Source organism: Chromobacterium sp. CV08 (assembly GCF_051129845.1).
In the GTDB taxonomy this organism is placed as follows: domain Bacteria; phylum Pseudomonadota; class Gammaproteobacteria; order Burkholderiales; family Chromobacteriaceae; genus Chromobacterium.
The window spans coordinates 110,911-131,284 of record NZ_CP150453.1; the positions used below are offsets into that span (position 1 = coordinate 110,911).

16 protein-coding genes are annotated in these 20,374 nt (G+C 68.5%); 14 read left to right on the top strand and 2 right to left on the bottom strand.

What is annotated here, in order from left to right; all coding sequences use genetic code 11:
* The first annotated feature begins 138 nt into the window (after positions 1–138).
* The 6 genes from WNM05_RS00495 to WNM05_RS00520 all read left to right on the top strand — a co-directional run bounded on the left by WNM05_RS00495 (position 139) and on the right by WNM05_RS00520 (position 9,541).
* Positions 139–1,425 (top strand): hypothetical protein, encoded by a 1,287-nt coding sequence (locus WNM05_RS00495; RefSeq protein WP_434631526.1) that lies wholly within the window; start codon positions 139–141, stop codon positions 1,423–1,425.
* Positions 1,426–1,534: 109 nt separating this feature from the next.
* Positions 1,535–4,267: a DEAD/DEAH box helicase gene (locus WNM05_RS00500; RefSeq protein ID WP_434631529.1), complete on the top strand. Its 2,733-nt coding sequence runs from the start codon at positions 1,535–1,537 to the stop codon at positions 4,265–4,267.
* Between the two features lie 287 nt (positions 4,268–4,554).
* Positions 4,555–5,379, top strand: a complete 825-nt coding sequence (locus WNM05_RS00505) for a S1/P1 nuclease (protein ID WP_434631532.1) — start codon at positions 4,555–4,557, stop codon at positions 5,377–5,379.
* 106 nt (positions 5,380–5,485) lie between these two features.
* Positions 5,486–6,127 (top strand): pyridoxamine 5'-phosphate oxidase, encoded by a 642-nt coding sequence (pdxH, locus tag WNM05_RS00510; RefSeq protein ID WP_434631535.1) that lies wholly within the window; start codon positions 5,486–5,488, stop codon positions 6,125–6,127.
* A gap of 598 nt (positions 6,128–6,725) precedes the next feature.
* Positions 6,726–8,201, top strand: a complete 1,476-nt coding sequence (locus WNM05_RS00515) for a M4 family metallopeptidase (protein WP_434631538.1) — start codon at positions 6,726–6,728, stop codon at positions 8,199–8,201.
* Between the two features lie 92 nt (positions 8,202–8,293).
* Positions 8,294–9,541, top strand: a complete 1,248-nt coding sequence (locus tag WNM05_RS00520; RefSeq protein WP_434631540.1) for a M28 family metallopeptidase — start codon at positions 8,294–8,296, stop codon at positions 9,539–9,541.
* Positions 9,542–9,609: 68 nt separating this feature from the next.
* Here the strand turns inward: WNM05_RS00520 and WNM05_RS00525 are convergent, their stop codons facing one another.
* Positions 9,610–9,993 (bottom strand): hypothetical protein, encoded by a 384-nt coding sequence (locus WNM05_RS00525; protein WP_434631543.1) that lies wholly within the window; start codon positions 9,991–9,993, stop codon positions 9,610–9,612.
* A 145-nt stretch (positions 9,994–10,138) separates the two neighbouring features.
* On the opposite strand from WNM05_RS00525, the gene WNM05_RS00530 reads away from it, so the two are divergent.
* The 3 genes from WNM05_RS00530 to WNM05_RS00540 are packed head-to-tail and all read left to right on the top strand — an operon-like array spanning position 10,139 to position 12,870.
* Positions 10,139–11,623, top strand: coding sequence for a M4 family metallopeptidase (locus tag WNM05_RS00530; protein ID WP_434631546.1), 1,485 nt, complete (start codon positions 10,139–10,141; stop codon positions 11,621–11,623).
* Between the two features lie 51 nt (positions 11,624–11,674).
* Positions 11,675–12,001: a hypothetical protein gene (locus WNM05_RS00535; RefSeq protein ID WP_434631549.1), complete on the top strand. Its 327-nt coding sequence runs from the start codon at positions 11,675–11,677 to the stop codon at positions 11,999–12,001.
* 35 nt (positions 12,002–12,036) lie between these two features.
* Positions 12,037–12,870 (top strand): M20/M25/M40 family metallo-hydrolase, encoded by an 834-nt coding sequence (locus tag WNM05_RS00540; RefSeq protein WP_434631552.1) that lies wholly within the window; start codon positions 12,037–12,039, stop codon positions 12,868–12,870.
* Positions 12,871–12,956: 86 nt separating this feature from the next.
* On the opposite strand, the gene ppc is transcribed toward WNM05_RS00540, so the two are convergent.
* On the bottom strand, positions 12,957–15,653 hold the full coding sequence (gene ppc / locus WNM05_RS00545) for a phosphoenolpyruvate carboxylase (protein ID WP_434631555.1): 2,697 nt from the start codon (positions 15,651–15,653) through the stop codon (positions 12,957–12,959).
* Between the two features lie 196 nt (positions 15,654–15,849).
* Here ppc and hemC point away from each other — a divergent pair, with 196 nt between their 5' ends.
* From hemC to WNM05_RS00570, 5 genes are read left to right on the top strand one after another with little or no spacing between them, the layout of a single operon-like run.
* Entirely contained in the window at positions 15,850–16,779 is a 930-nt protein-coding gene (gene hemC, locus WNM05_RS00550) for a hydroxymethylbilane synthase (protein ID WP_434631557.1), read from the top strand.
* 22 nt (positions 16,780–16,801) lie between these two features.
* Positions 16,802–17,332 carry a DUF1697 domain-containing protein gene (locus tag WNM05_RS00555; protein ID WP_434631560.1) on the top strand — a complete coding sequence of 177 codons (531 nt, stop codon included), beginning with the start codon at positions 16,802–16,804 and terminating at the stop codon, positions 17,330–17,332.
* Complete coding sequence (locus WNM05_RS00560; protein WP_434631562.1) at positions 17,329–18,060, top strand: uroporphyrinogen-III synthase; 732 nt, start codon at positions 17,329–17,331, stop codon at positions 18,058–18,060. The genes WNM05_RS00555 and WNM05_RS00560 overlap by 4 nt, the downstream gene beginning before the upstream one ends.
* Positions 18,057–19,088 (top strand): uroporphyrinogen-III C-methyltransferase, encoded by a 1,032-nt coding sequence (locus tag WNM05_RS00565; RefSeq protein ID WP_434631564.1) that lies wholly within the window; start codon positions 18,057–18,059, stop codon positions 19,086–19,088. Before WNM05_RS00560 ends, WNM05_RS00565 begins: the two co-directional genes overlap by 4 nt.
* A 3-nt stretch (positions 19,089–19,091) precedes the next feature.
* Positions 19,092–20,300 (top strand): heme biosynthesis HemY N-terminal domain-containing protein, encoded by a 1,209-nt coding sequence (locus tag WNM05_RS00570; RefSeq protein ID WP_434631567.1) that lies wholly within the window; start codon positions 19,092–19,094, stop codon positions 20,298–20,300.
* The last annotated feature ends 74 nt before the right edge of the window (positions 20,301–20,374 follow it).

Below are 20,374 nucleotides of genomic sequence, written 5' to 3' on the forward strand. Positions count from 1 at the left end.
CGCCAACGACCAAGGGAGCCCAGGCTCCCTTTTTTCATTGGCTTTGACGCCCAAGTTGGTAAAATTGCCGCCGCAGTCAAAACAAGCATTCAGGCCGGAACGGCCAGCAGGACATTGTTGTAGTCAGGGGGGATGTGGATGGAACGGAAGACCAGGCTGCGCCTGGCCGCCGGTCTCGGCGCGCTGGCGATCGCGGCCGTGGCCGCCGGCTTGCTGTGGCACGACAGCCGCCAAATCAGGGTGGAGAGACTGGCGCTGGACGAGGCGCCCGGCAGCAAGCTGGCGGCCGGCATCATGAATCGCGCCTATGGCCGCCTGCAGCATGACGAAGCCCGGAACTGCTGGCACTACCTGCGCGAAAACGGCAGCGACTACTGCCTGAGCCCGCTGTCGCTGGACCGGGTGGACGCCGGAGACGAACACCGGCTCTACCTGTTCGCCAGCGGCAGCAAGGACGGCGCCGGCGAACGCGACCTGGCTGGCCTGATCGGCGCCTTCGTCGTCGATGCCGACTCCAGGGCGGTGATCGCCGCGAACAAGGCGCTGGACTTCGTCAACGACCGGGCCGCCGGGCCGCGGCAGGCGCAACTGCTGCAACTGTCCGGCGACGGCTATATGGGCTGGTATGCAGCCGGCCGCGCCGCCGCCGCCGGCGCCGATTTCCCGCACTTCTACGCGCCCAGGGACGACAAGGTGATCGAGATCGGCGGCGACGTGTTCGGCCGCGACGCCGCCATCCCCGTCGGCGTGAAGTTCGAATACCAGATCGACGACAGCCGCAAGCAGGCCAGGGTCTATCCGCTGACGCTGACGGTCAGGGACGGCCGGGACAGACAGCTGGCCAGCCTGGACTTCAAGTTCGATCGCCAGCGGTGGCGGTATGTCTGCGCCGACGACGACTGCCGCATGCGCGGCGGCGTTCCGCTGCGCGCCAGCGGCGAGGCGCAGGCCCTGGCGCCGGCCGACGCCAGCGAGGCGCTGTTCGGCCAGGGAAGCAAGTTGTCGGAGACCGACCTCAACGATGTGCTGAACCAACTGGGCGTGCGCTACGTGGCCAAGGACGGCGCGGCCGGCTTCATCGACCAGAACGGTTGCGACGAGCCGTACCAGCTGGACGGCAGCTTCGAGCGGGACGGCGCCCAGGAACAGCTGTGGGTGCGCGGCGGCAATACCTGCACCTCGGGCATCGTCGGCAGCTCGGCCTGGGTCTTCGTCCGCGACGCCGGCGGCCGGCTGCGCGCCAATCTGGGCCTGCCGGCCGCCGACATCCGCCGCGACGTCGGCGTCTCGGCCGGCGTGCACGATCTGCGCGTCGGCTCGGCCGGCTTCTGCGACGGCATCTGGCGCTGGAACGGCAAGGCCTTCGTCCATCTGAAAAACATCGCCACCCGGCCCGGCGGCTGCGGCGGTCCCGTCGGCGCCTAGCGCCTGTCCAAGCCTGTAACGGCAGCCCGGGCTGCCGTTTTTCATCGCGCTTTGCAGCGCGCGCCGAATCCGGCAACATCGGCCCCGACTCCCAATTTCCCGCCAGCCGATGACCGAAGCCCAACCTTCCTCCCGCCTGATCTGGCGCTTGCGCCTGGCCGAATCCGGCGTCCAGCTGCAACCGCTGCTGCAAAGCGCCGGCCCCGACGGCTGGAGCCGCGGCCGCGCCTGCTCGCTGGCCGCCCTGTTGCAGGAGCAGGCCGACGCGGTGCGTCCGCACGACCTGCCGGTGCTGAAACCGCTGCTGGCGCTGTGGCAGGCGCATGACGGCGACGCCGGCCTGATCGACGCCGCCCCGCTGCTGCCGGCCTTGATAGACCATCCGCTGCTGTTCGACGCCGACGCGCCGGCGCGGCGCATCCGTGTCGAGTCCGGGCAGGCGGCGCTGCAGATGGAGCGGGTCGGCGCGGAGCTTAGGCTGAAGCTGCTGCCGGACGGCCTGGCCGACTGCGGCGGCATGCTGTGGCAAAGGCCGCAGCCGGAACGGCTGCTGGTCTACCAGCTGGGCGACGAGTTGAAGGCGCTGGCCGACCTGGTCGGCCACGGTCTGACCGTGCCGTGGCAGGCGCGGCAGCGGGTGCTGGACGCGATACGCGACGTCGCGCCCGGCCTGCCGCTGCTGGACGCCAGCCCCGCTTTCGATCCGGCGCTGCCGAGCGAGGCCGCCGACCCTGCCTTGTACGCCCTGTTGACCCGGCAAGCGGAAGGCCTGCGGCTGCAGCTGAAGGTCAAGCCGCATCCGGCCGCCGCCTGGAGCGCGCCGGGCCGCGGCGCGGCCGGACTGGTGCTGGACATTGACGGCGAGTACCGCCAATTCGTCCGCGACCTGGCCGATGAGGCCGCCCGGCTGCGCGCGCTGCGCGAGGCCTGCCCGGCGATAGGGCGCGGCCAGCGCGACGGCGACGGCTGGCTGTTCGCCGACCAGCACGCGGCGCTGTCGCTGCTGTCGCAACTGCAGGCGGCCGGCGACGAGCGTGTCGCCTGTCTGTGGCCGCACGGCGACAAGATCCGCCTGGCCGCCGCCGACGGCATGCCGCAGCTGAAACTGAAAGTGAAGCGGCGCGGCGGCTGGCTGCAGGCCGACGGCGAGCTGGAGCTGGACGACGGCCGCATCCTGACCTTGCGCCATCTGCTGGCGGCGCTGGCCAACCAGAAGGGCAAGTATCTGCAGCTGTCCGACGGCGACTGGCTGGCCTTGTCCGGCAGCCTGGGTCAGCGGCTCGGCGAACTGGCGCGGATGGTCGACCACGCCGGGCCGGACGGACTGGCGATCAGCCCGCTGGCCGGCCCCAGATTGCAGGCATGGGGCGAGGAGGCCGGACAATTCGACGGCGACGACGGCTGGAAACGGCAAGCGGCGCGCTGGCGCGAGGCGTCGGCGTTCGAGCCGCGGGTGCCGCCGACACTGAACGCCACGCTGCGGCCTTACCAGCTGCAGGGCTTCGCCTGGATGGCCAGGCTGGCGCACTGGGGCGCCGGCGCCTGCCTGGCCGACGACATGGGCCTGGGCAAGACGGTGCAGACGCTGTCGCTGCTGCTGACCCGCGCCCATCTGGGCCCGCAACTGGCGGTGGCGCCGACCTCGGTGGCGCTGAACTGGCTGGCGGAGGCCGCCCGCTTCGCGCCCAGCTTGCGTCTGCGCGCCTACCATCAACAGCGGCGGCTGGACGATGTCGGGCCGGGCGATCTGGTGATCGTCAGCTACGGCCTGTTGCAGCGCGAGGCCGAGGCCTTCTGCGATGTGCATTGGGCGTCGGTGGTGCTGGACGAGGCGCAGGCGATCAAGAACCCGCAGAGCCAGCGCGCCCAGGTGGCGCAGAGCCTGCGCGCCGATTTCCGCCTGGCCGCCAGCGGCACGCCGGTCGAGAACCACCTGGGCGAGTTGTGGAGCCTGTTCCGCTTCATCGCGCCGGGTCTTCTGGGCAATCTGGCCCAGTTCGAGCAGCGCTACGCCCAGCCTATCGCCGACGGCGACGAGACCGCCCGCGCGCAGTTGAAGGCGTTGATCCAGCCGTATCTGCTCCGGCGGACCAAGCGCGAAGTGCTGACCGAACTGCCGCCGAAGACCGAGACCACGCGGCTGATCGAGCTGTCCGAGCAGGAACGCCACGTCTACGAGGCGATGCGGCAGGAGGCCCTGTCCCGCGTGGCCGAGGCCGCCCCGGCCGCCGGCGGCCAGACCATGCAGGCGCTGGCCGAGCTGACCCGGCTGCGCCGATTCTGCTGCCACCCCAGGCTCACCCAGCCGGACAGCGCGCTGCCGGCCAGCAAGCTGACGGCCTTCGCCGAAATCTGCGAGGAATTGCTGGACAACGGCCACAAGGCGCTGGTGTTCAGCCAGTTCGTCGACCACTTGGCCTTGGTGGCCGAACACCTTCGCGCGCGCGGCGTCCGCTTCCATTATCTGGACGGCTCCACGCCGACCAGGCAGCGCAAGGCCAGCATGGACGCCTTCCAGGCCGGCGACGGCGATCTGTTCCTGATCAGCCTGAAGGCCGGCGGCACCGGACTCAACCTGACCGCAGCCGACTACGTGATCCATCTCGATCCGTGGTGGAATCCGGCGGTGGAGGACCAGGCGTCCGACCGCGCCTACCGGATGGGCCAGCAGCGGCCGGTGACGGTGTACCGGCTGGTGGCGGCCGGCACGATAGAGGAAAAGATCGTCGAGCTGCACCGCGACAAGCGGGCGCTGGCCGACAGCCTGCTCGCCGGCGGCGACGCCAGCGCCGGGCTGGACGGCGCGGCGCTGCTGGCGCTGCTGCGGGGCGATGCCCGGTAAACTGGCGCCCGAGCCGCTACTGCGCCCGACACGGCACCGCCAGCACGCCGGCCGGGTGTCGGTGCACGCGCTGTTGCGGCTGCTGCAGGCAGACGATGGCAAAAATACCGCCCGGACGTCGACTTCCGGGGAAAAGCCCGAAACGGATCAAAAGGTTGTGAAATAGAAAATCAAATATCAAATTATCTTCAAATAAAAGCTTTTATATTTTTGTCATTTCCCTCCCGTATCATCCGCCGCGCCGCATCGCGCGGCGACAACAAAAAAATATTCATCCGGGAGAACACATGAAGAAAGCACTATCGCTGCTGCTGGGCGCCAGCCTGGCCGCCGCCAGCGCGCAGGCGCTGGCCTGGGGCCAGGAAGGCCACCGCATCACCGGCTACATCGCCCAGCAGCTGCTGAGCGCCAAGGCCAAGGCCGAAGTGGCCAAACTGATCCCCAACGCCGATTTCGGCCAGCTGGCGCTGTACATGGACCAGCACAAGCAGGATCTGAAGCAGACGCTGCCGGGTTCCGACCAATGGCACTACAACGACGAGCCGGTCTGCAGCGGCGTGAGCGAGGACGAGTGCCCGGACGGCAACTGCGCGTCCAATCAGATCGACCATTACCGCCAGGTACTGGCCGACCGCGCAGCCAGCAAGGCCGATCGCGCGCAGGCGCTGACCTTCCTGATCCACATGGTCGGCGACATCCACCAGCCTCTGCACGCGGCCGACAATCTGGACCGCGGCGGCAACGACTTCAAGGTGCAGCTGCCGGGCAGCAAGAAGGTCAGCAATCTGCACTCGGTGTGGGACACCGCGCTGGTCCAGCAACAGCTGAACGGCGCCAACGAAAAGACCTGGGCCGCCAGCGACCTGCAGCAATACCAGCGCAATGTCGCCGGCTGGCAGAGCGGCAGCGTGATGGACTGGGTGCACGAATCCAACCAGTACGCCCGCGCCGACGTCTACGGCCCGCTGGCCGGTTTCAGCTGCGGCGCGTCGCCGTCCACGCCGGTCTACCTGGACAGCACCTATCTGCGCGCCGGCGGCCTGCTGGTCGACCAGCAACTGGCCAAGGCCGGCGCCCGCATCGCCGCCGTCGTCAACCAGGCGCTGAACTGAGCGCCCGCTGACGCGGAGCGGCCCCGCCACACGGCGGGGCCTCGCTTGAGCTGCCGCATAGGCGGCGCGGCCGCGATGGACTAAGATGCACGGCTGAGGAGGAATCATGACGCTGAATCTCGCCGACATCCGTCTGGAATACGCCAAGAAAGAACTGTCGCCGGAAGACTGCCTGCCCGACGCCGTCGCGCAGTTCGAGACCTGGCTGAACGAGGCCATATCGGCCCAGGTCAACGAGCCGACGGCGATGAATCTGGCCGCGATCGGCCCGGACGGCCGCCCGTCCGCCCGCATCGTGCTGCTGAAGGGCGTGGAGGACGGCCGACTGCTGTTCTACACCAATTACCAGAGCCGCAAGGGCCAGGCGCTGGACCACAGCCCCTACGTCGCGCTGACCTTCTTCTGGCCGGAGCTGGAACGGCAGGTGCGCATCGAGGGGCGGGCAGAACGGGTCGCGCCGGAAGTGTCCGACGCCTATTTCGCCAGTCGTCCGTACACCAGCCGCCTCGGCGCCTGGGCCAGCGAGCAAAGCAGCGAGATCGCCTCGAAGGCGGTGCTGGTGACGCGCGCGGCGATGTACGGCGCCCGCCATCCGATCAACGTCCCGCGGCCGCCGCACTGGGGCGGCTACGCCATCGTGCCCGACCGCGTCGAATTCTGGCAGGGCCGTCCCAGCCGGCTGCACGACCGCGTACTGTACACGCTGGCCGCCGACGGCGGCTGGAAGCTGTCCCGCCTCGCCCCCTGAGGCACCTCTCCCTCCCGGGCCGCGTTTCCGCGGCCCGCCCGGCCAAATCTGCCAGTGTCATATTTTTACAAATACTGCCTGTGAATAAAAACGAAATACGAATTATCCGTTAATTTGTATTTTGATTTCATTCAGTACCCAAGCACAGAACTCCACGCCAGACAAGCGATTCGATGCTGCAAGGCTTTGAAAGGTCGTCCGCAACTGCCTCAAAGTACAGATGAATATCGGCAGGAAAAATCCAATACCTAATTTATGCACTTGGGATTAACCGGGTAAGGACAAGCGATGTCCGATCTCGCCGCGCGCCTGGCAGGGCCGCGACGCGGTCGCCCGCCATCCCGAGGCTAGCCGCAGACGCAGCCCGAACCGACTCACCGGGCGGCGGACGACGATGCCAGACGGTGCGCACGGCCACAACAGAACCGGCCGGCGAGCCACACCGCCTCCGCGACGGCGCCCGCCCTCGCTCCCGACCATGCCGGGAACGCGACAGCCCCAATCGGACGGCGCCGACGGCTCCGGTACCGCCAGCCATCAGCCGGCGGTGTACGCGGGACGCACCCCGTTCCGCCTTGTCTACATTTGGAGTTCCGTGATGAGAAACCAACAAGCGATGTTGCGTGGTCTGGTATTGTCCGCCCTGGCTGTGATGAGCTCGGCGGCGCTGGCTGCCGAGCGTATCGATCTGGAACGTCTGGGCAAGGCCCAGGCCAACAGCGCCGCGGCGGCAGCCTTCACCGGCGTCGGTCAAGCCGACCTGAAACCGCTGCGCAGCACCCAATTCTCCACCGGCAAGGTGGTCACCCGCTACCAGCAGTACTACCAGGGCGTGCCGGTATGGGGCGAGGCCGTGGTCGAGGAGAAGCAGCCGGGCGCGCTGAAGGCCGCCGCCAAGCTGTCCGGCCACTACATCGCCAACATCCAGTCCGACCTCGCCTCGGCCAAGCCGACGCTGAGCAGCGCCCAGGTGCTGAGCCAGGCCAAGTCGCTGAAGGCAAACGGCAACGCCACCTACAACGACAAGGCCGAGCTGGTGGTGCAGCTGAACGCCCAAAACGTCGCCCAGCTGGTCTACCTGGTGTCCTTCGTCGTCGACAACGGCAAGGAGCCGAGCCGTCCGAGCTTCATCATCGACGCCAACAGCGGCCAGGTGCTGAAGCAATGGGAAGGCCTGAGCCATGCCGAAGCCGGCGGCCCCGGCGGCAACACCAAGACCGGCCAGTACACCTATGGCAAGGACTACGGCCCGCTGATCGTCACCAGCGACTGCAAGATGGACAGCGGCAACGTCGCCACCATCAACCTGAACGGCGGCACCAGCGGCACCACCCCGTACAAGTTCGCTTGCCCGACCAATACCTACAAGCAGATCAACGGCGCCTATTCGCCGCTGAACGACGCCCATTACTTCGGCAATGTGGTGTTCAATCTGTACAAGGACTGGTTCAACCTGAAGCCGATCAACCAGAAGCTGCTGATGAAGGTGCACTACAGCCGCAACTACGAGAACGCGTTCTGGGACGGCACCGCGATGACCTTCGGCGACGGCGGCAGCACCTTCTACCCGCTGGTGTCGCTGGACGTGTCGGCGCATGAAGTCAGCCACGGCTTCACCGAGCAGAACTCCGGCCTGGTCTACAGCGGCCAGTCCGGCGGCATCAACGAAGCCTTCTCCGACATGGCCGGCGAAGCGGCGGAATACTACATGAAGGGCAAGAACGACTTCCTGGTCGGCGCCGAAATCTTCAAGAAGACCGGCGCGTTGCGCTACTTCGCCGACCCGACCAAGGACGGCCAGTCGATCGGCAACGCCAAGGACTACTACAACGGCCTGGACGTGCACTACTCCAGCGGCGTGTACAACAAGGCCTTCTACCTGATCGCCACCAGCCCGAACTGGAACACCCGCAAGGCCTTCGAGGTCTTCGTCGACGCCAACCGCCTGTACTGGACCGCCAACGCCACCTATAACAGCGCCGCTTGCGGCGTGGTCAAGGCGGCCGACGCCCGCGGCTACAACAGCGCCGACGTCACCAAGGCCTTCACCGCCGTCGGCGTGACTTGCAAGTAAGCCGACGCCGCCGTGAACGCGGTCCCGCCCGGGGCCGCGTCCAATAGCCGTACCGGCGCCGCCAGGCGCCGGTCTTCGCTCGGGAGTCCCCCATGTTGAAACTGCGTCAAACCGCGCTGCTGGTCCTGCTGGGCCTGGCCGGCGCCGCCCAGGCCCAGCCGGTCTGGATTTCGGTAGGCGATCAGGGCTACCAGTTGTTGCGCAAGATAGACACTGGCGCCAAGAGCCAGGAAAACCGCAAGCTGGCGGCCGACGGCCGCCTGGCGAAAGGCGACGCCGCCGGCGAAACCGTGCACCTGGTCCAGGTGGACGAGGCGCTGCTGCCCAAGCTGTCCGACGCCATACACGAGAACCTGCGCCACTGCGGCGGCTTCATCGTCCACCGCGACCTGCAGGAAGCCCGCGCCGCGCTGAACGGACCGGCCGCGCCGCTGGCCAAGTCCGTCGCGCCCAGCTACGCGATAGACAATCAGGCCGTCGTCAACAAGCTCTTGCCGCAACTGCAGGACAGCAATGTGCTGGGCACCATACAGTCGCTGTCCAACTACCAAAACCGCTTCTACACCACCAGCCACGGCGTCAACGCGTCCAACTGGATCGCCGCCCAGTGGAAGCAGCTGGCCGGCGGCCGGACCGACGTCACCGTCGAACAGTTCGCCCATGCCGGCTGGCCGCAGAAATCGGTGATCCTGACCATCAAGGGCAGCGACAACGCGGCCGAAACGGTGGTGCTGGGCGGCCATCTGGACTCCACCGTGGGCAGCGGCACCGGCGAAAGCACCCGCGCGCCGGGCGCCGACGACGACGCCTCCGGCGTCGCCAGCCTGACCGAGGTCGCGCGCGTGCTGCTGGCCGGCAACTACCAGCCGTGCCGCACGATCAAGTTCATCGCCTACGCGGCCGAGGAGGTGGGCCTGCGCGGCTCGGCCGACATCGCCAAGCGGCACAAGCAGCAGCAGGCCAATGTCGTCGGCGCGCTGCAGCTGGACATGACCAACTACCAGGGCGACGCGCAGGACATCTTCCTGTTCACCGACTACACCAACGCCGCGCAGAACGCCTTTCTCGCCAATCTGGCCAAGACCTATCTGCCCAATCTGAAAGTCGGCTACAGCCAATGCGGCTACGCTTGCTCCGACCACGCCTCGTGGACGGCCCAGGGCTATGCCGCGTCGTTCCCGTTCGAGTCCAGCTTCAACAACTCCAACCCCTATATCCACAGCCGCAACGACACCTTGGCCAGCTCCGGCAACCAGGCCAGGCACGCGCTGAAGTTCTCGCAGCTGGCGCTGGCCTACGCGGTGGAACTGGGCAGCGACGGCCCGGCCAGGCTGCGCTGAGACGCCAGGCGATTTGCTCCGTCGCGGCGCTTGCCGCCACGCGGCCCGATTCGACCGGGCCGCGTTTTTTATTTTCCGGCTCGCGCGACTGGCTGTTGCATTTCCACCCATGCCACAGACAAGCCTGGGCAGAATGGCGATTTTTCATACTTTTTTATTTTTGTTTGAATCGATATTCGCATCCCAATGCCGCGCCGCTTAAGCGATTCGCCCAAGCAGAATTGATTTAAAAATTTACAACTGTCTAAACGTACAGTTAAATGCCGGTAAACAAAGCCAATAGCATTGTCCATGTCGGGATTGAATGCACAGGAACAATCAAATCGGTCCGGATCTCGCCGCGCGCCTGGCAGGGCCGCCGCGCGATCGTCGTCATCCCGAAGCTGGCCGCAGACGTTGTCCGGATCGCGCCCGGACCGCTGACGGCGGCGCCTGGCGATGCCCGCGGCCATGACCGCGCACCGCACATGCGTCGACGCCCGGCATGGGACGAGGACGGCGGAACCGTCCGACAACGCCGCGGCTCCCCTGCCGCCGGCCATCAGCCGGCGACATAACGCGGGACATATCCCGTCCCGCCCTGTCTTGGAGTCCGTGATGAAAAAACAGCAATGGATGCCGCACAGCCTGATCCTGTTCGCGCTGATGGCGGACGGTACGGTGGCGATGGCCGCCGAGCGCATCGATCTGGAACGACCGGGCAAGGTCCAGCCCCACACCGTGGCCGATACCGCGTCGGCCTTCACCGGCATCGGCCAGACCGACCTGAAGCCGCTGCGCAGCGCCCGATTCTCCAACGGCATGGTGGTCACCCGCTACCAGCAGTACTACCAGGGCGTGCCGGTATGGGGCGAGGCCGTGGTCGAGGAGAAACCGTCCGGCGCGCTGAAGGCCGCCGCCAAGCTGTCCGGCCACTACATCGCCAACATCCAGTCCGACCTCGCCTCGACCAGACCGGCGCTGAGCGGCGTCCAGGCGCTGAGCCAGGCCAAGTCGCTGAAGGCAAACGGCAACGCGACCCGCAACGACAAGGCGGAACTGGTGGTGCGGCTGAACGCCCAAAACGTCGCCCAGCTGGTCTACCTGGTGTCCTTCGTCGTCGACAACGACAAGGAGCCGAGCCGTCCCCACTTCATCATCGACGCCAACAGCGGCCAGGTGCTGAAGCAATGGGAGGGACTGAGCCACGCCGAAGCCGGCGGCCCCGGCGGCAACGCCAAGACCGGCCGATACACCTACGGCAAGGACTACGGCCCGCTGATCGTCACCAGCGACTGCAAGATGGACAGCGGCAACGTCGCCACCGTCAACCTGAACGGCGGCTACTCCGGCAGCACGCCGTTCCAGTTCGCCTGCCCGACCAATACCTACAAGCAGATCAACGGCGCCTACTCGCCGCTGAACGACGCCCATTTCTTCGGCAATGTGGTGTTCAACATGTACCGGGACTGGTTCGGCCTGCGTCCGATCAGCCAGAAGCTGCTGATGAAGGTGCACTACGGCGTCAATTACGAGGACGCGTTCTGGGACGGCGAGGCGATGCACTTCGGCGACGGCGCCAGCAAGTTCTACCCGCTGGTGTCGCTGGACGTATCGGCGCACGAGATCAGCCACGGCTTCACCGAACAGAACTCCAACCTGATCTACAGCGGCCAGTCCGGCGGCATCAACGAAGCCTTCTCCGACATGGCCGGCGAAGCGGCGGAATACTATATGAAGGGCAAGAACGATTTCCTGGTCGGCGCCGATATCTTCAAACAAAGCGGCGCCGCGCTACGCTATATGGCCAATCCGCCCCAGGATGGCCGCTCGATAGCCCATGCCAGGAATTACTACAGCGGCCTGAACGTGCACTACTCCAGCGGCGTGTACAACAAGGCCTTCCACCTGATCGCCACCAGCCCGAACTGGAACACCCGCAAGGCCTTCGAGGTCTTCGTCGACGCCAACCGCCTGTACTGGACCGCCAACGCCACCTTCAACAGCGCCGCCTGTGGCGTGATCCGGTCGGCCGACGTCCGCGGCTACAACAGCGCCGACGTCGTCAAGGCCTTCACCGCCGTCGGCGTCAGCTGCCGCTAGCAGAAGCCCGGCCGGCGCCGCCAGGCGCCGGTCTTCGCTCGGGAGTCCCCCATGTTGAAACCACGTCAAACCGCGCTGCTGGTCCTGCTGGGCCTGGCCGGCGCCGCCCAGGCCCAGCCGGTCTGGATCTCGATAGGCGAACCGGCTTACCGGCTGCTGCTCAAGCTGGACAGCAAGGTCGAGAGCCGGCAAAGCCGCCGGACGGCCACCGGAGAAACCGTGCGCCTGGTCAGGGTGGACGAGGCCTTGCTGCCCAGATTGTCCGACGCCATACACGACAATCTGCGCCACTGCGGCGGCTTCATCGTCCACGGCAATCTACAACAGGCCCGCGCCGCGCTGAGCGGACCGGCGTCGCCGCGCCCGGCTACGCGATAAGCCAGCAGGCCATCGTCGGCAAGCTGCTGCCTCAGTTGCAGGACAAGAACATCGTCGGCACGATCCGGACCCTGTCCGACTACCAGAACCGCTTCTACACCACCCGCCACGGCGTCGACGCGTCCAACTGGATCGCCGCGCAGTGGACGCAGCTGGCCGGCGGCCGCGACGACGTCGCCGTCGAGCAGTTCGCCCACGCCGGCTGGCCGCAGAAATCGGTGATCCTGACCATCAAGGGCAGCGACGAGGCGGCGGAGACGGTGGTGCTGGGCGCCCACCTCGATTCCTCCATCGGCAGCGACACCGGCGAGAGCGGCCGCGCGCCGGGCGCCGACGACGACGCCTCCGGCGTCGCCAGCCTGACCGAGGTCGCGCGCGTGCTGCTGGCCGAAAACTACCGGCCGCGCCGCACGATACAGTTCATCGCCTACTCGGCGCACGAGGTGGGGCTGCGCGGCTCGACCGACATCGCCAGGCGCTACAGGCAGCAGCGGGCCAAGGTGGTCGGCGTGCTGCAGCTGGACATGACCAATTATCCGGGCGACGCGCAGGATATCTTCCTGATCGCCGACGACACCAGCCGGGCGCAGAACGCCTTCCTGGCCCATCTGGCCAGGACCTATCTGCCCTCGCTGAAAGTCGGCTACAGCCAGTGCGGCTACGCCTGTTCCGACCACGCCTCGTGGACGGCCCAGGGCTATGCCGCGTCGTTCCCGTTCGAATCCCGCTTCGACAATCGCAACCCGCACATCCACACCGGCCACGACACGCTGGCCAACGCCGACGAGCAGGCCAGGCATGCGCTGAAGTTCTCGCAGCTGGCGCTGGCCTACGCGGTGGAGCTGGGCAGCGGCGGCCTGCGGCGCTGAACGGGCGGCGGCGCCCGACGATTTGCTCCGTCGCGGTCCTTGCCGCCACGCGGCGCCGGCCGGGCCGGCGCCGCGCCTTTTATCGCTCAACCGGTGTTGCGCAAACCGGCGGCGGTGCCGTTGATCGTCAGATGGATGGCGTACAAGGCTTCCTCGTCGTCCGGCTCGGCGCGCAGCCGCGCCAGCAGGTCGGCCTGCAGCAGGCCCAGCGCGTCGAGGAAGGGCAGCCGCGTCTCCAGGCTGCGGCGCAGCGTCGGATTGCCCTCCAGCAGCGTCGCCTGGCCGGTGATGGCGAAGAAGGCGTCATGGGTCTTCTGCCATTCGGCCTCGACGATGCCGAACAGGCGCGTCGCCAGCTCGCGGTCGGCCACCAGGCCGGAGAAGCGGCGGGCGATGCCCAGATCGGCCTTGGCCAGCACCTGCTCCATATTGGACAGCATCACCTGGAAGAACGGCGAATGGCGGTACAGGTTCTGCAGGCGCGCCAGGCCGGCGTCGCCGTGCTTCTGCACATAGGCGGCCACCGCCGAGCCGACGCCGAACCAGCCGGGCAGCATCAGCCGCGATTGCGACCAGGAGAACACCCACGGAATCGCCCGCAGGTCGGTGATCGCCGACAGGCTCTTGCGCGAGGCCGGCCGGCTGCCGATGTTGAGCTGGGCGATCGCCGTCACCGGCGTCGCCTCCAGGAAGTACTGCATGAAGCCCGGCGTCTCGACCAGCGCGCGGTAGGCGGCGAAGGCGCTGGCCGACAACTCGTTGAACAAGCCGGCGTCGACCTCGCCGCCGGGCGCCTTGCCCAGGCTGGCCTCCAGCGTCGCCGCCACCAGCGCCTCCAGATTGCGGCCGGCGATCGCCGGATCGGAATACTTGGCGGTGATCACCTCGCCCTGCTCGGTGATGCGGATGCGGCCGGCGACGCTGCCGGCCGGCTGGGCGACGACGGCCTCGTACGACGGGCCGCCGCCGCGGCCGACCGAGCCGCCGCGGCCGTGGAACAGCTGCAGGCGCACGCCGGCGTCGGCGAAGGCCCGGACCAGCCGGGTCTCGGCCTGGTACAGCTGCCACTGGCTGGTCAGGTAGCCGCCGTCCTTATTGCTGTCGGAATAGCCCAGCATCACTTCCTGCACCCGCTCGCGGCTGTCCAGCAGCTGCTTGTACCACGGCAGCGCGAACAGCGCGCGCATCACCCGCTCGCTGTCCTCCAGGTCGGCGATGGTCTCGAACAGCGGCACCAGGTTGACGCTGGCGCGCGGCACGCCGTCCTCCAGTCGGATCAGCCCGGCCTCCTTGCACAGCAGCGCCAGCGCCAGCACGTCGCTGACGTCGGCGCAGTTGGAGATGATGCACTGGCCTATGGCCTCGGCGCCGAACTCGCGCTGTATCGCCGCCGCCTCGCGGAAGATCGCCAGCTCCTTCTCCGTCTGTTCGCCGTAGCGCAGGTACGGCGAGAACAGCAGCCGCGGCGTCGCCAGCTCCCGGATCAGCACCCGCACCCGCGCCGCCTCGTCCAGCGCGCGGTATTCCTCCAGCCCGGCGGCGCTGAACAGCTCGGCCACGACGGCCTCGTGCACCGCCGCATGCTGGCGCAGGTCCAGCGGCATCAGGAAGAAGCCGAACACGTCGACGCTGCGGATCAGCCGCGCCAGCCGGCCGTCGGCCAGCGGCGCGCTGCCATGGGCGCGCAGCGACGCCGACAGCGCGGCCAAGTCGCGGATCAGCTCGCGGTGGTCGCGGTAGGGCGGGCGCTCGTCCCAGCGGCAGGCCAGCTCGATGCCGCGCAGACGGGCGCTGGCGCGCAGGCGGCCCTGCATCGTCGCCAGCGCGCGCCGGTACGGCTCCTCGGCCCGGCTGACGGCGCCGTCCGGAGAATCGGCCGCCAGCGCCTGCACCTCGGCGCCGACCTCGACCAGCCGCGACGACAGCGACAACTCGCGGTACAGGCCGTGCAGCTCGCGCAGATAGTGTTCGAAAGCCTGCTGCGCCTGGCGCGTCACCGCGTGGCGCAGCAGGCCGGCATCGACGTTCGGATTGCCGTCGCGGTCGCCGCCTATCCAGCTGCCGACGCGGATGAAGGACGGCAACAGCGGCGCCTCGCCCCACAGCTGGCCGACCTCGCGCTCCAGCCGCTGGTACAGCGCCGGCAGCGCCTCGAAGAAGGCCAGCGGATGGTAGGCGACGCCGTTGGTGATCTCGTCGCGCACCGTCATCTTGAAATGGCGGATCTCCGAAGTCTGCCACAGCGCCAGCATCACCCGCTTCAGCTCGGCCTCCAGCTGCTCCTTGTCGTCCGGCGTCAGATCCGGCGCGTTCAGGCGCGACAGGAAGCCCCGCACCGCGCGCTGGGCCTCCAGCACGCTCTGGCGCTGCACCTCGGTCGGGTGCGCGGTCAGCACGGCGCCGACCTGGGCATGGCTGAGCAGCTGGTGCAGCGCATGGAAGCTGACGCCGTCCTGGTGCAGCCTGGCCAGCGCCCGGCCGACGCTGCCCTGCTGCGGCGCCGAGCCGGCCAACTGGTGGGCGCGGCGGCGGCGGTTGTGATGCAGGTCCTCTGCGATATTGAACAGCTGAGCGTACAGGCCGCAGGCGCGCAGCAGCGAGGCGGCCGCCCGGGGCGCCAGCTGCGGCAGCGGCTGGCTGCGCTCGTCGCCGCGACGCCCGGCGATGGCCTGCACCGCGCCGGCCAGCAGCGGCCCCTCCTGCTCGCTGACCACTTCGGCCAGCAGCCTGTCCAGCCGGGCGAGGTCGGCGCGTAGCGGTTCGTCCTTGTCGTGTTCGCTCATATTCTTATCGTCCCTTGTCTGACCAGTCGGAAACCAAACATTCATCATAAGCAGCTTGCGCGCTGTAGTGGCCAGACTACGGCAATTTCCCGGCCTTCGCCTTGATCTTGCTGCGTCGCAGCAACAAGCAGGCCAAGCCCATGACGGCAGCGTGGTAGAATCGGCGGCATTTCCCCCCAACACGGGACCCGGTTTCATGGACAAGATCGTCATCGCCAGCCGCGAAAGCCAGCTGGCCATGTGGCAGGCCGAGCACATCCAGGCTCGGCTGCAAGCGCTGTACCCGAACCTGACGGTGGACATCCTCGGCATGACCACCCAGGGCGACCAGATTCTGGACAAGACCCTGTCCAAGATCGGCGGCAAGGGCCTGTTCGTCAAGGAACTGGAACAGGCGCTGCTGGACGGCCGCGCCGACCTGGCGGTGCACTCGCTGAAGGACGTGCCGATGACGCTGCCGGACGGCTTCGCGCTGGCGGCGGTGTGCGAACGCGAAGACCCGCGCGACGCCTTCGTCTCCAATCGCCACCGGAGCCTCGCCGAGCTGCCGGCCGGCAGCGTCGTCGGCACCTCCAGCCTGCGCCGCGAGGCGCAGTTGCGCGCCCGTTTCCCGCAACTGGCGATCAAGCCGCTGCGCGGCAATGTGCAGACCCGGCTGAAAAAGCTGGACGACGGCGAATTCGACGCCATCATCCTGGCCGCCGCCGGCCTGAAGCGCCTGGGCCTGGCCGAGCGCATCCGCGGCGAGCTGGCGCCGTCGGAGAGCCTGCCTGCCGCCGGCCAGGGCGCGCTCGGCATCGAAATCCGCGCCGATCGCGCCGACCTGGCCGCGCTGCTGGCGCCGTTGAACGATCCGGCCACCCGCGCCTGTACCGCCGCCGAACGCGCGCTGGCCCGCGAGCTGGGCGGCAGCTGCCAGGTGCCGTTGGGCGCCTTCGCCACGCTGGCCGACGGCACGCTGACGTTGGGCGGCCTGGTCGCCCGCCCGGACGGTTCGACGGTGCTGACCGCCAGCGCCAGCGGCCCGGCCGACTACGCCGAGGCGCTGGGCCGCGCGGTGGCCAAGCAGCTGATCGACGCCGGCGCCCGTCCGTTGATAGACGCGGTGCTGGCCGAGCCGCGCTGAGACCATATAAAAGGAGACGGCAATGGGACCGTGTGTCGCGCTGATTCGCGGCATCAACGTCGGCAAGGCCAAGCGCGTCGCGATGGCCGAGCTGCGACGGATGGCGGCCGAGCTCGGCGCCGAATCGGTCGCCACGCTGCTGAACAGCGGCAATCTGGTCTGCCGCCACCGCTCGGCGCCCCAGCTTGCCGCGGGCCTGGAGGCCGCCATCGCCCGCGACTGCGGCTTTTCCGCCCGGACGCTGGCGCTGAGCGGCGCCGAGTTCGACGCAATCGCCGCCGCCAACCCCTACGCCGGCCTGGCCGACGACCCGGCCCGGCTGCTGGTGGTGTTTCCGCTGGAAGCGGCGGCGCTGGCCGGCTGCGCGGCCGTCGAATACGACCATGCCGGACCGGAACGGCTGCACGCCGGCGCCGGCGCGGCCTATCTGTGGTGCGCGGCCGGCCTGAGCGACAGCCCGCTGGCCGCCGACTTCACCCGGCGGCCGGGCGAGCGTTTCACCGTCCGCAACTGGGCCACCGTGCTGAAACTGCAACAGGCGCTGCCGCGATGAAACGCGTGCTGGCCGCCCGCCCGCTGGCGCAATGCGCCGACTTGCTCGACCGCCTGCGCGCCGAGGGCTGGCAGGCCGGACACCTGCCGCTGATGGAGATCGTTCCGCGGCCCGGCGCGCTCGACGCGCTGCCCGCTCAGGCCGCCGCGGCCGACGCGCTGTTCTGGGTCAGCCCCAGCGCGATAGACGTCGGCTGGCCGGCCCTGGCCGGCGCGGACCTCGCCGGCAAACGGCTGGCCTGCGTCGGCGCGGCCAGCGCCGGCAGGCTGGCGCGCCTGGCCGGCCGGCCAGTGCTGCATCCGACCTCGGGCAGCGACAGCGAGGCGCTGCTGGCCCTGCCGGAACTGGCCGACGTCTCGGGCCAGCGCTGGCTGATCGTGCGCGGGCAGGGCGGCCGCGCGCTGCTGGCGGACACGCTGGCGGCGCGGGGCGCCCAGGTCGACGTCGCCGAGGTCTACCGCCGCGTCGACGGCGCGCCGGACTGGGCCGCCTTCGACGCGGCGCCGCCCGATGCCGTCATCGTTTCCTCAGGCGAAATGGTAGAGCAATTGTTCCGACTGGCTGGCCCGAGCCGGACGGGGGCGCTACAATGCCTGCTGTACTGCGTGCCGCATCCGCGCATCGCCGAGCGCCTGGCCGCGTTCGGCGCGGCACGCGTCGTGACAACCCGGGCCGACGACGCCTCACTTGTCGCCGGCCTCAAAGAATGGTTCCGTCGTCACCCATGAGCGAATCCCAGATCCACGAAGCCATCCCGGCCGCCCGGCCCCGCAAGCGCCCGACTCTCGCCTTCCTGCTGGCGGCCGCCGCCCTTGGCGTCGCCGGCTGGCAGTTCTACAGCACCCAGCAACAGCTGGAGTCGATGCGCCAGGAGCTGGCGCGCCGGCTGTCCGAAGGCAGCGGCGCCAGCAAGGAGCAGCGCGCCATCGCCGAACAGGCGCTGTTGGCGGCGCGCGCTACCGACGGCAAGCTGGCCCTGGTCGAGGCCCGCGTCAATGAAGCGGCCGGCCAGTACGCCACGCTGAACGGCATGTACCAGGAACTGACCAAGAACCGCAGCGACTGGCTGCTGTCGGAAATCGAGCACACGCTGGCCATCGCCAGCCAGCAGCTGCAGCTGGCCGGCAATGTCGGCGCCGCGGTGTCGGCGCTGGAAATGGTCGACGCGCGGCTGTCCAAGTTCGACCGGCCCCAGCTGATAGGCGTCAAGAAGGCGGTCGCCTCCGACCTGGAAAAGCTGAAGGCGCTGCCCTATCTGGACACCGTCGGCCTGACCGTCAAGATCGACAGGCTGATGCTGGGCGTCGACACGCTGCCGCTGGCGGTGGACTCGCACCGGCTGGGCAGCGCCCGGTCCGCCGCGCCGGCGGCCGCGCCCGCCAACGCGCCGTGGTGGGAGCGCCTGAGCTACGAAATCAGCCAGAGCCTGGGCGAGTTGATCCATATCCGCCGGATGGACAAGCCGGAAGCGCTGCTGCTGTCGCCGGAACAGGCCTTCTTCCTGCGCGAGAACCTGAAGATGCGCCTGCTGGACGCGCGCCTGGCGCTGTTGCAGCGCGACGGCAAGACCTACGCCGCCGACGTCGCCGCCGCGCGCAGCTACGTGCAGCGCTACTTCGACCGCGACGCGGCCGCCTCCACCCAGTGGCTGGCGACGCTGGCCGAGCTGGAAGGCGCGCCATTGGACATCAGCCTGCCGGACATGGCCGCCAGCCTGAAGGCGGTGCGCGATGCCCAGGGCAATAGCGGGGAGTAAGCGGTGAAATTCGCATTGTGGATTACCGGCCTGTTCGCGCTGGCCGTACTGGTGGGGCTGGCCTCCACCCTGAACACCGGCTACGCCATCCTGTTCCTGCCGCCGTACCGGATGGAGGTGTCGTTCAACCTGATGATCGTGCTGGTGGTGGCGCTGATCGTCGCCACCCACGTCGCCTTGAGGCTGATCGCGCTGGCCACCGATCTGCCGCGCCAGGTGCAGCGCTTCCAGCGCCAGAAGAAGCTGAAGGCGGCCCGCCACGCGCTGCGCGAAGCCGGCATCGCCTTCTTCGAGGGCCGCTACCAGCGCGCCGAGCGCGAAGCGGCCAAGGCCTTGAACGACGAGTACGCGCCGGAAAACCGCGCGCTGGCGTTGTTGATCGCCGCCCGCGCGGCCGGTTCGGCCGGCGCCGACGACAAGCGCGACATCTATCTGAACCAGCTCGATTCGCTGCCGGAGCGGCTGCAGCTGGCGCGCCACATGCTGGACGCCGAGCTGAAGCTGGAGAGCAAGGACGCGTTGGGCGCGCTGGCCGCGATCGAGCGCGCGCGCGCGCTGTCGCCGAACCTGACCAATGCGCTGCGGCTGGAATTGAAGGTCAGGCTGCTGCAGAAGCAGCCCGAGGCGATACTGGCGCTGACCGAGAAGCTGCTGAAGGCCGACGCGCTGGAGCCGGAGCAGGCTCGCCGCTACCGGCTGGCCGCCTATCAGCAGCAGCTGACCGGCCTGCTAGGCGAGCGCGAGGTGCGCGACTGGCTGCGCCGCATTCCCGAGATCGAGCGCGCCAATCCGCAGCTGCTGCAACAGGTGGTCTCCCATCTGATCCGCCTGCAGCAGTACGACTACGCCGCGACGCTGCTGGCCGGCGCGCTGGCGGAAGACGAGACCGAGCTGCCGGAACTGGCGCGCGAGCTGGGCCAGCTGGCCGGCCATCTGAGCGTGGAAAAACGCCTGGAGCTGCTGAAGAACGCCGAGAACTGGCTGAAGCAACGGCCGCGCGACCACTGGCTGTTGCTGGCGCTGGGCCGGCTGGCGCAGACGCAGCAGCTGTGGGGCAAGGCGCAGAGCTATCTGGAGGCCAGCGTATCGATACAGCCTACGCTGTGCGCCCACGCGGAGCTGGCGCGCCTGTTCGAGGCCACCGGCAAGGACGAGCAATCGCAGCTGCACTACCGCAAGAGCCTGGAATTGGCGCTGAACCAGGGCTGCTGAGCCGCCGCCCGCCATCCGCGATGCCGCCCGCCTGCCAGGCCGGCGGCATTGTTTTTGCCGCCCGGGCAAAAAAA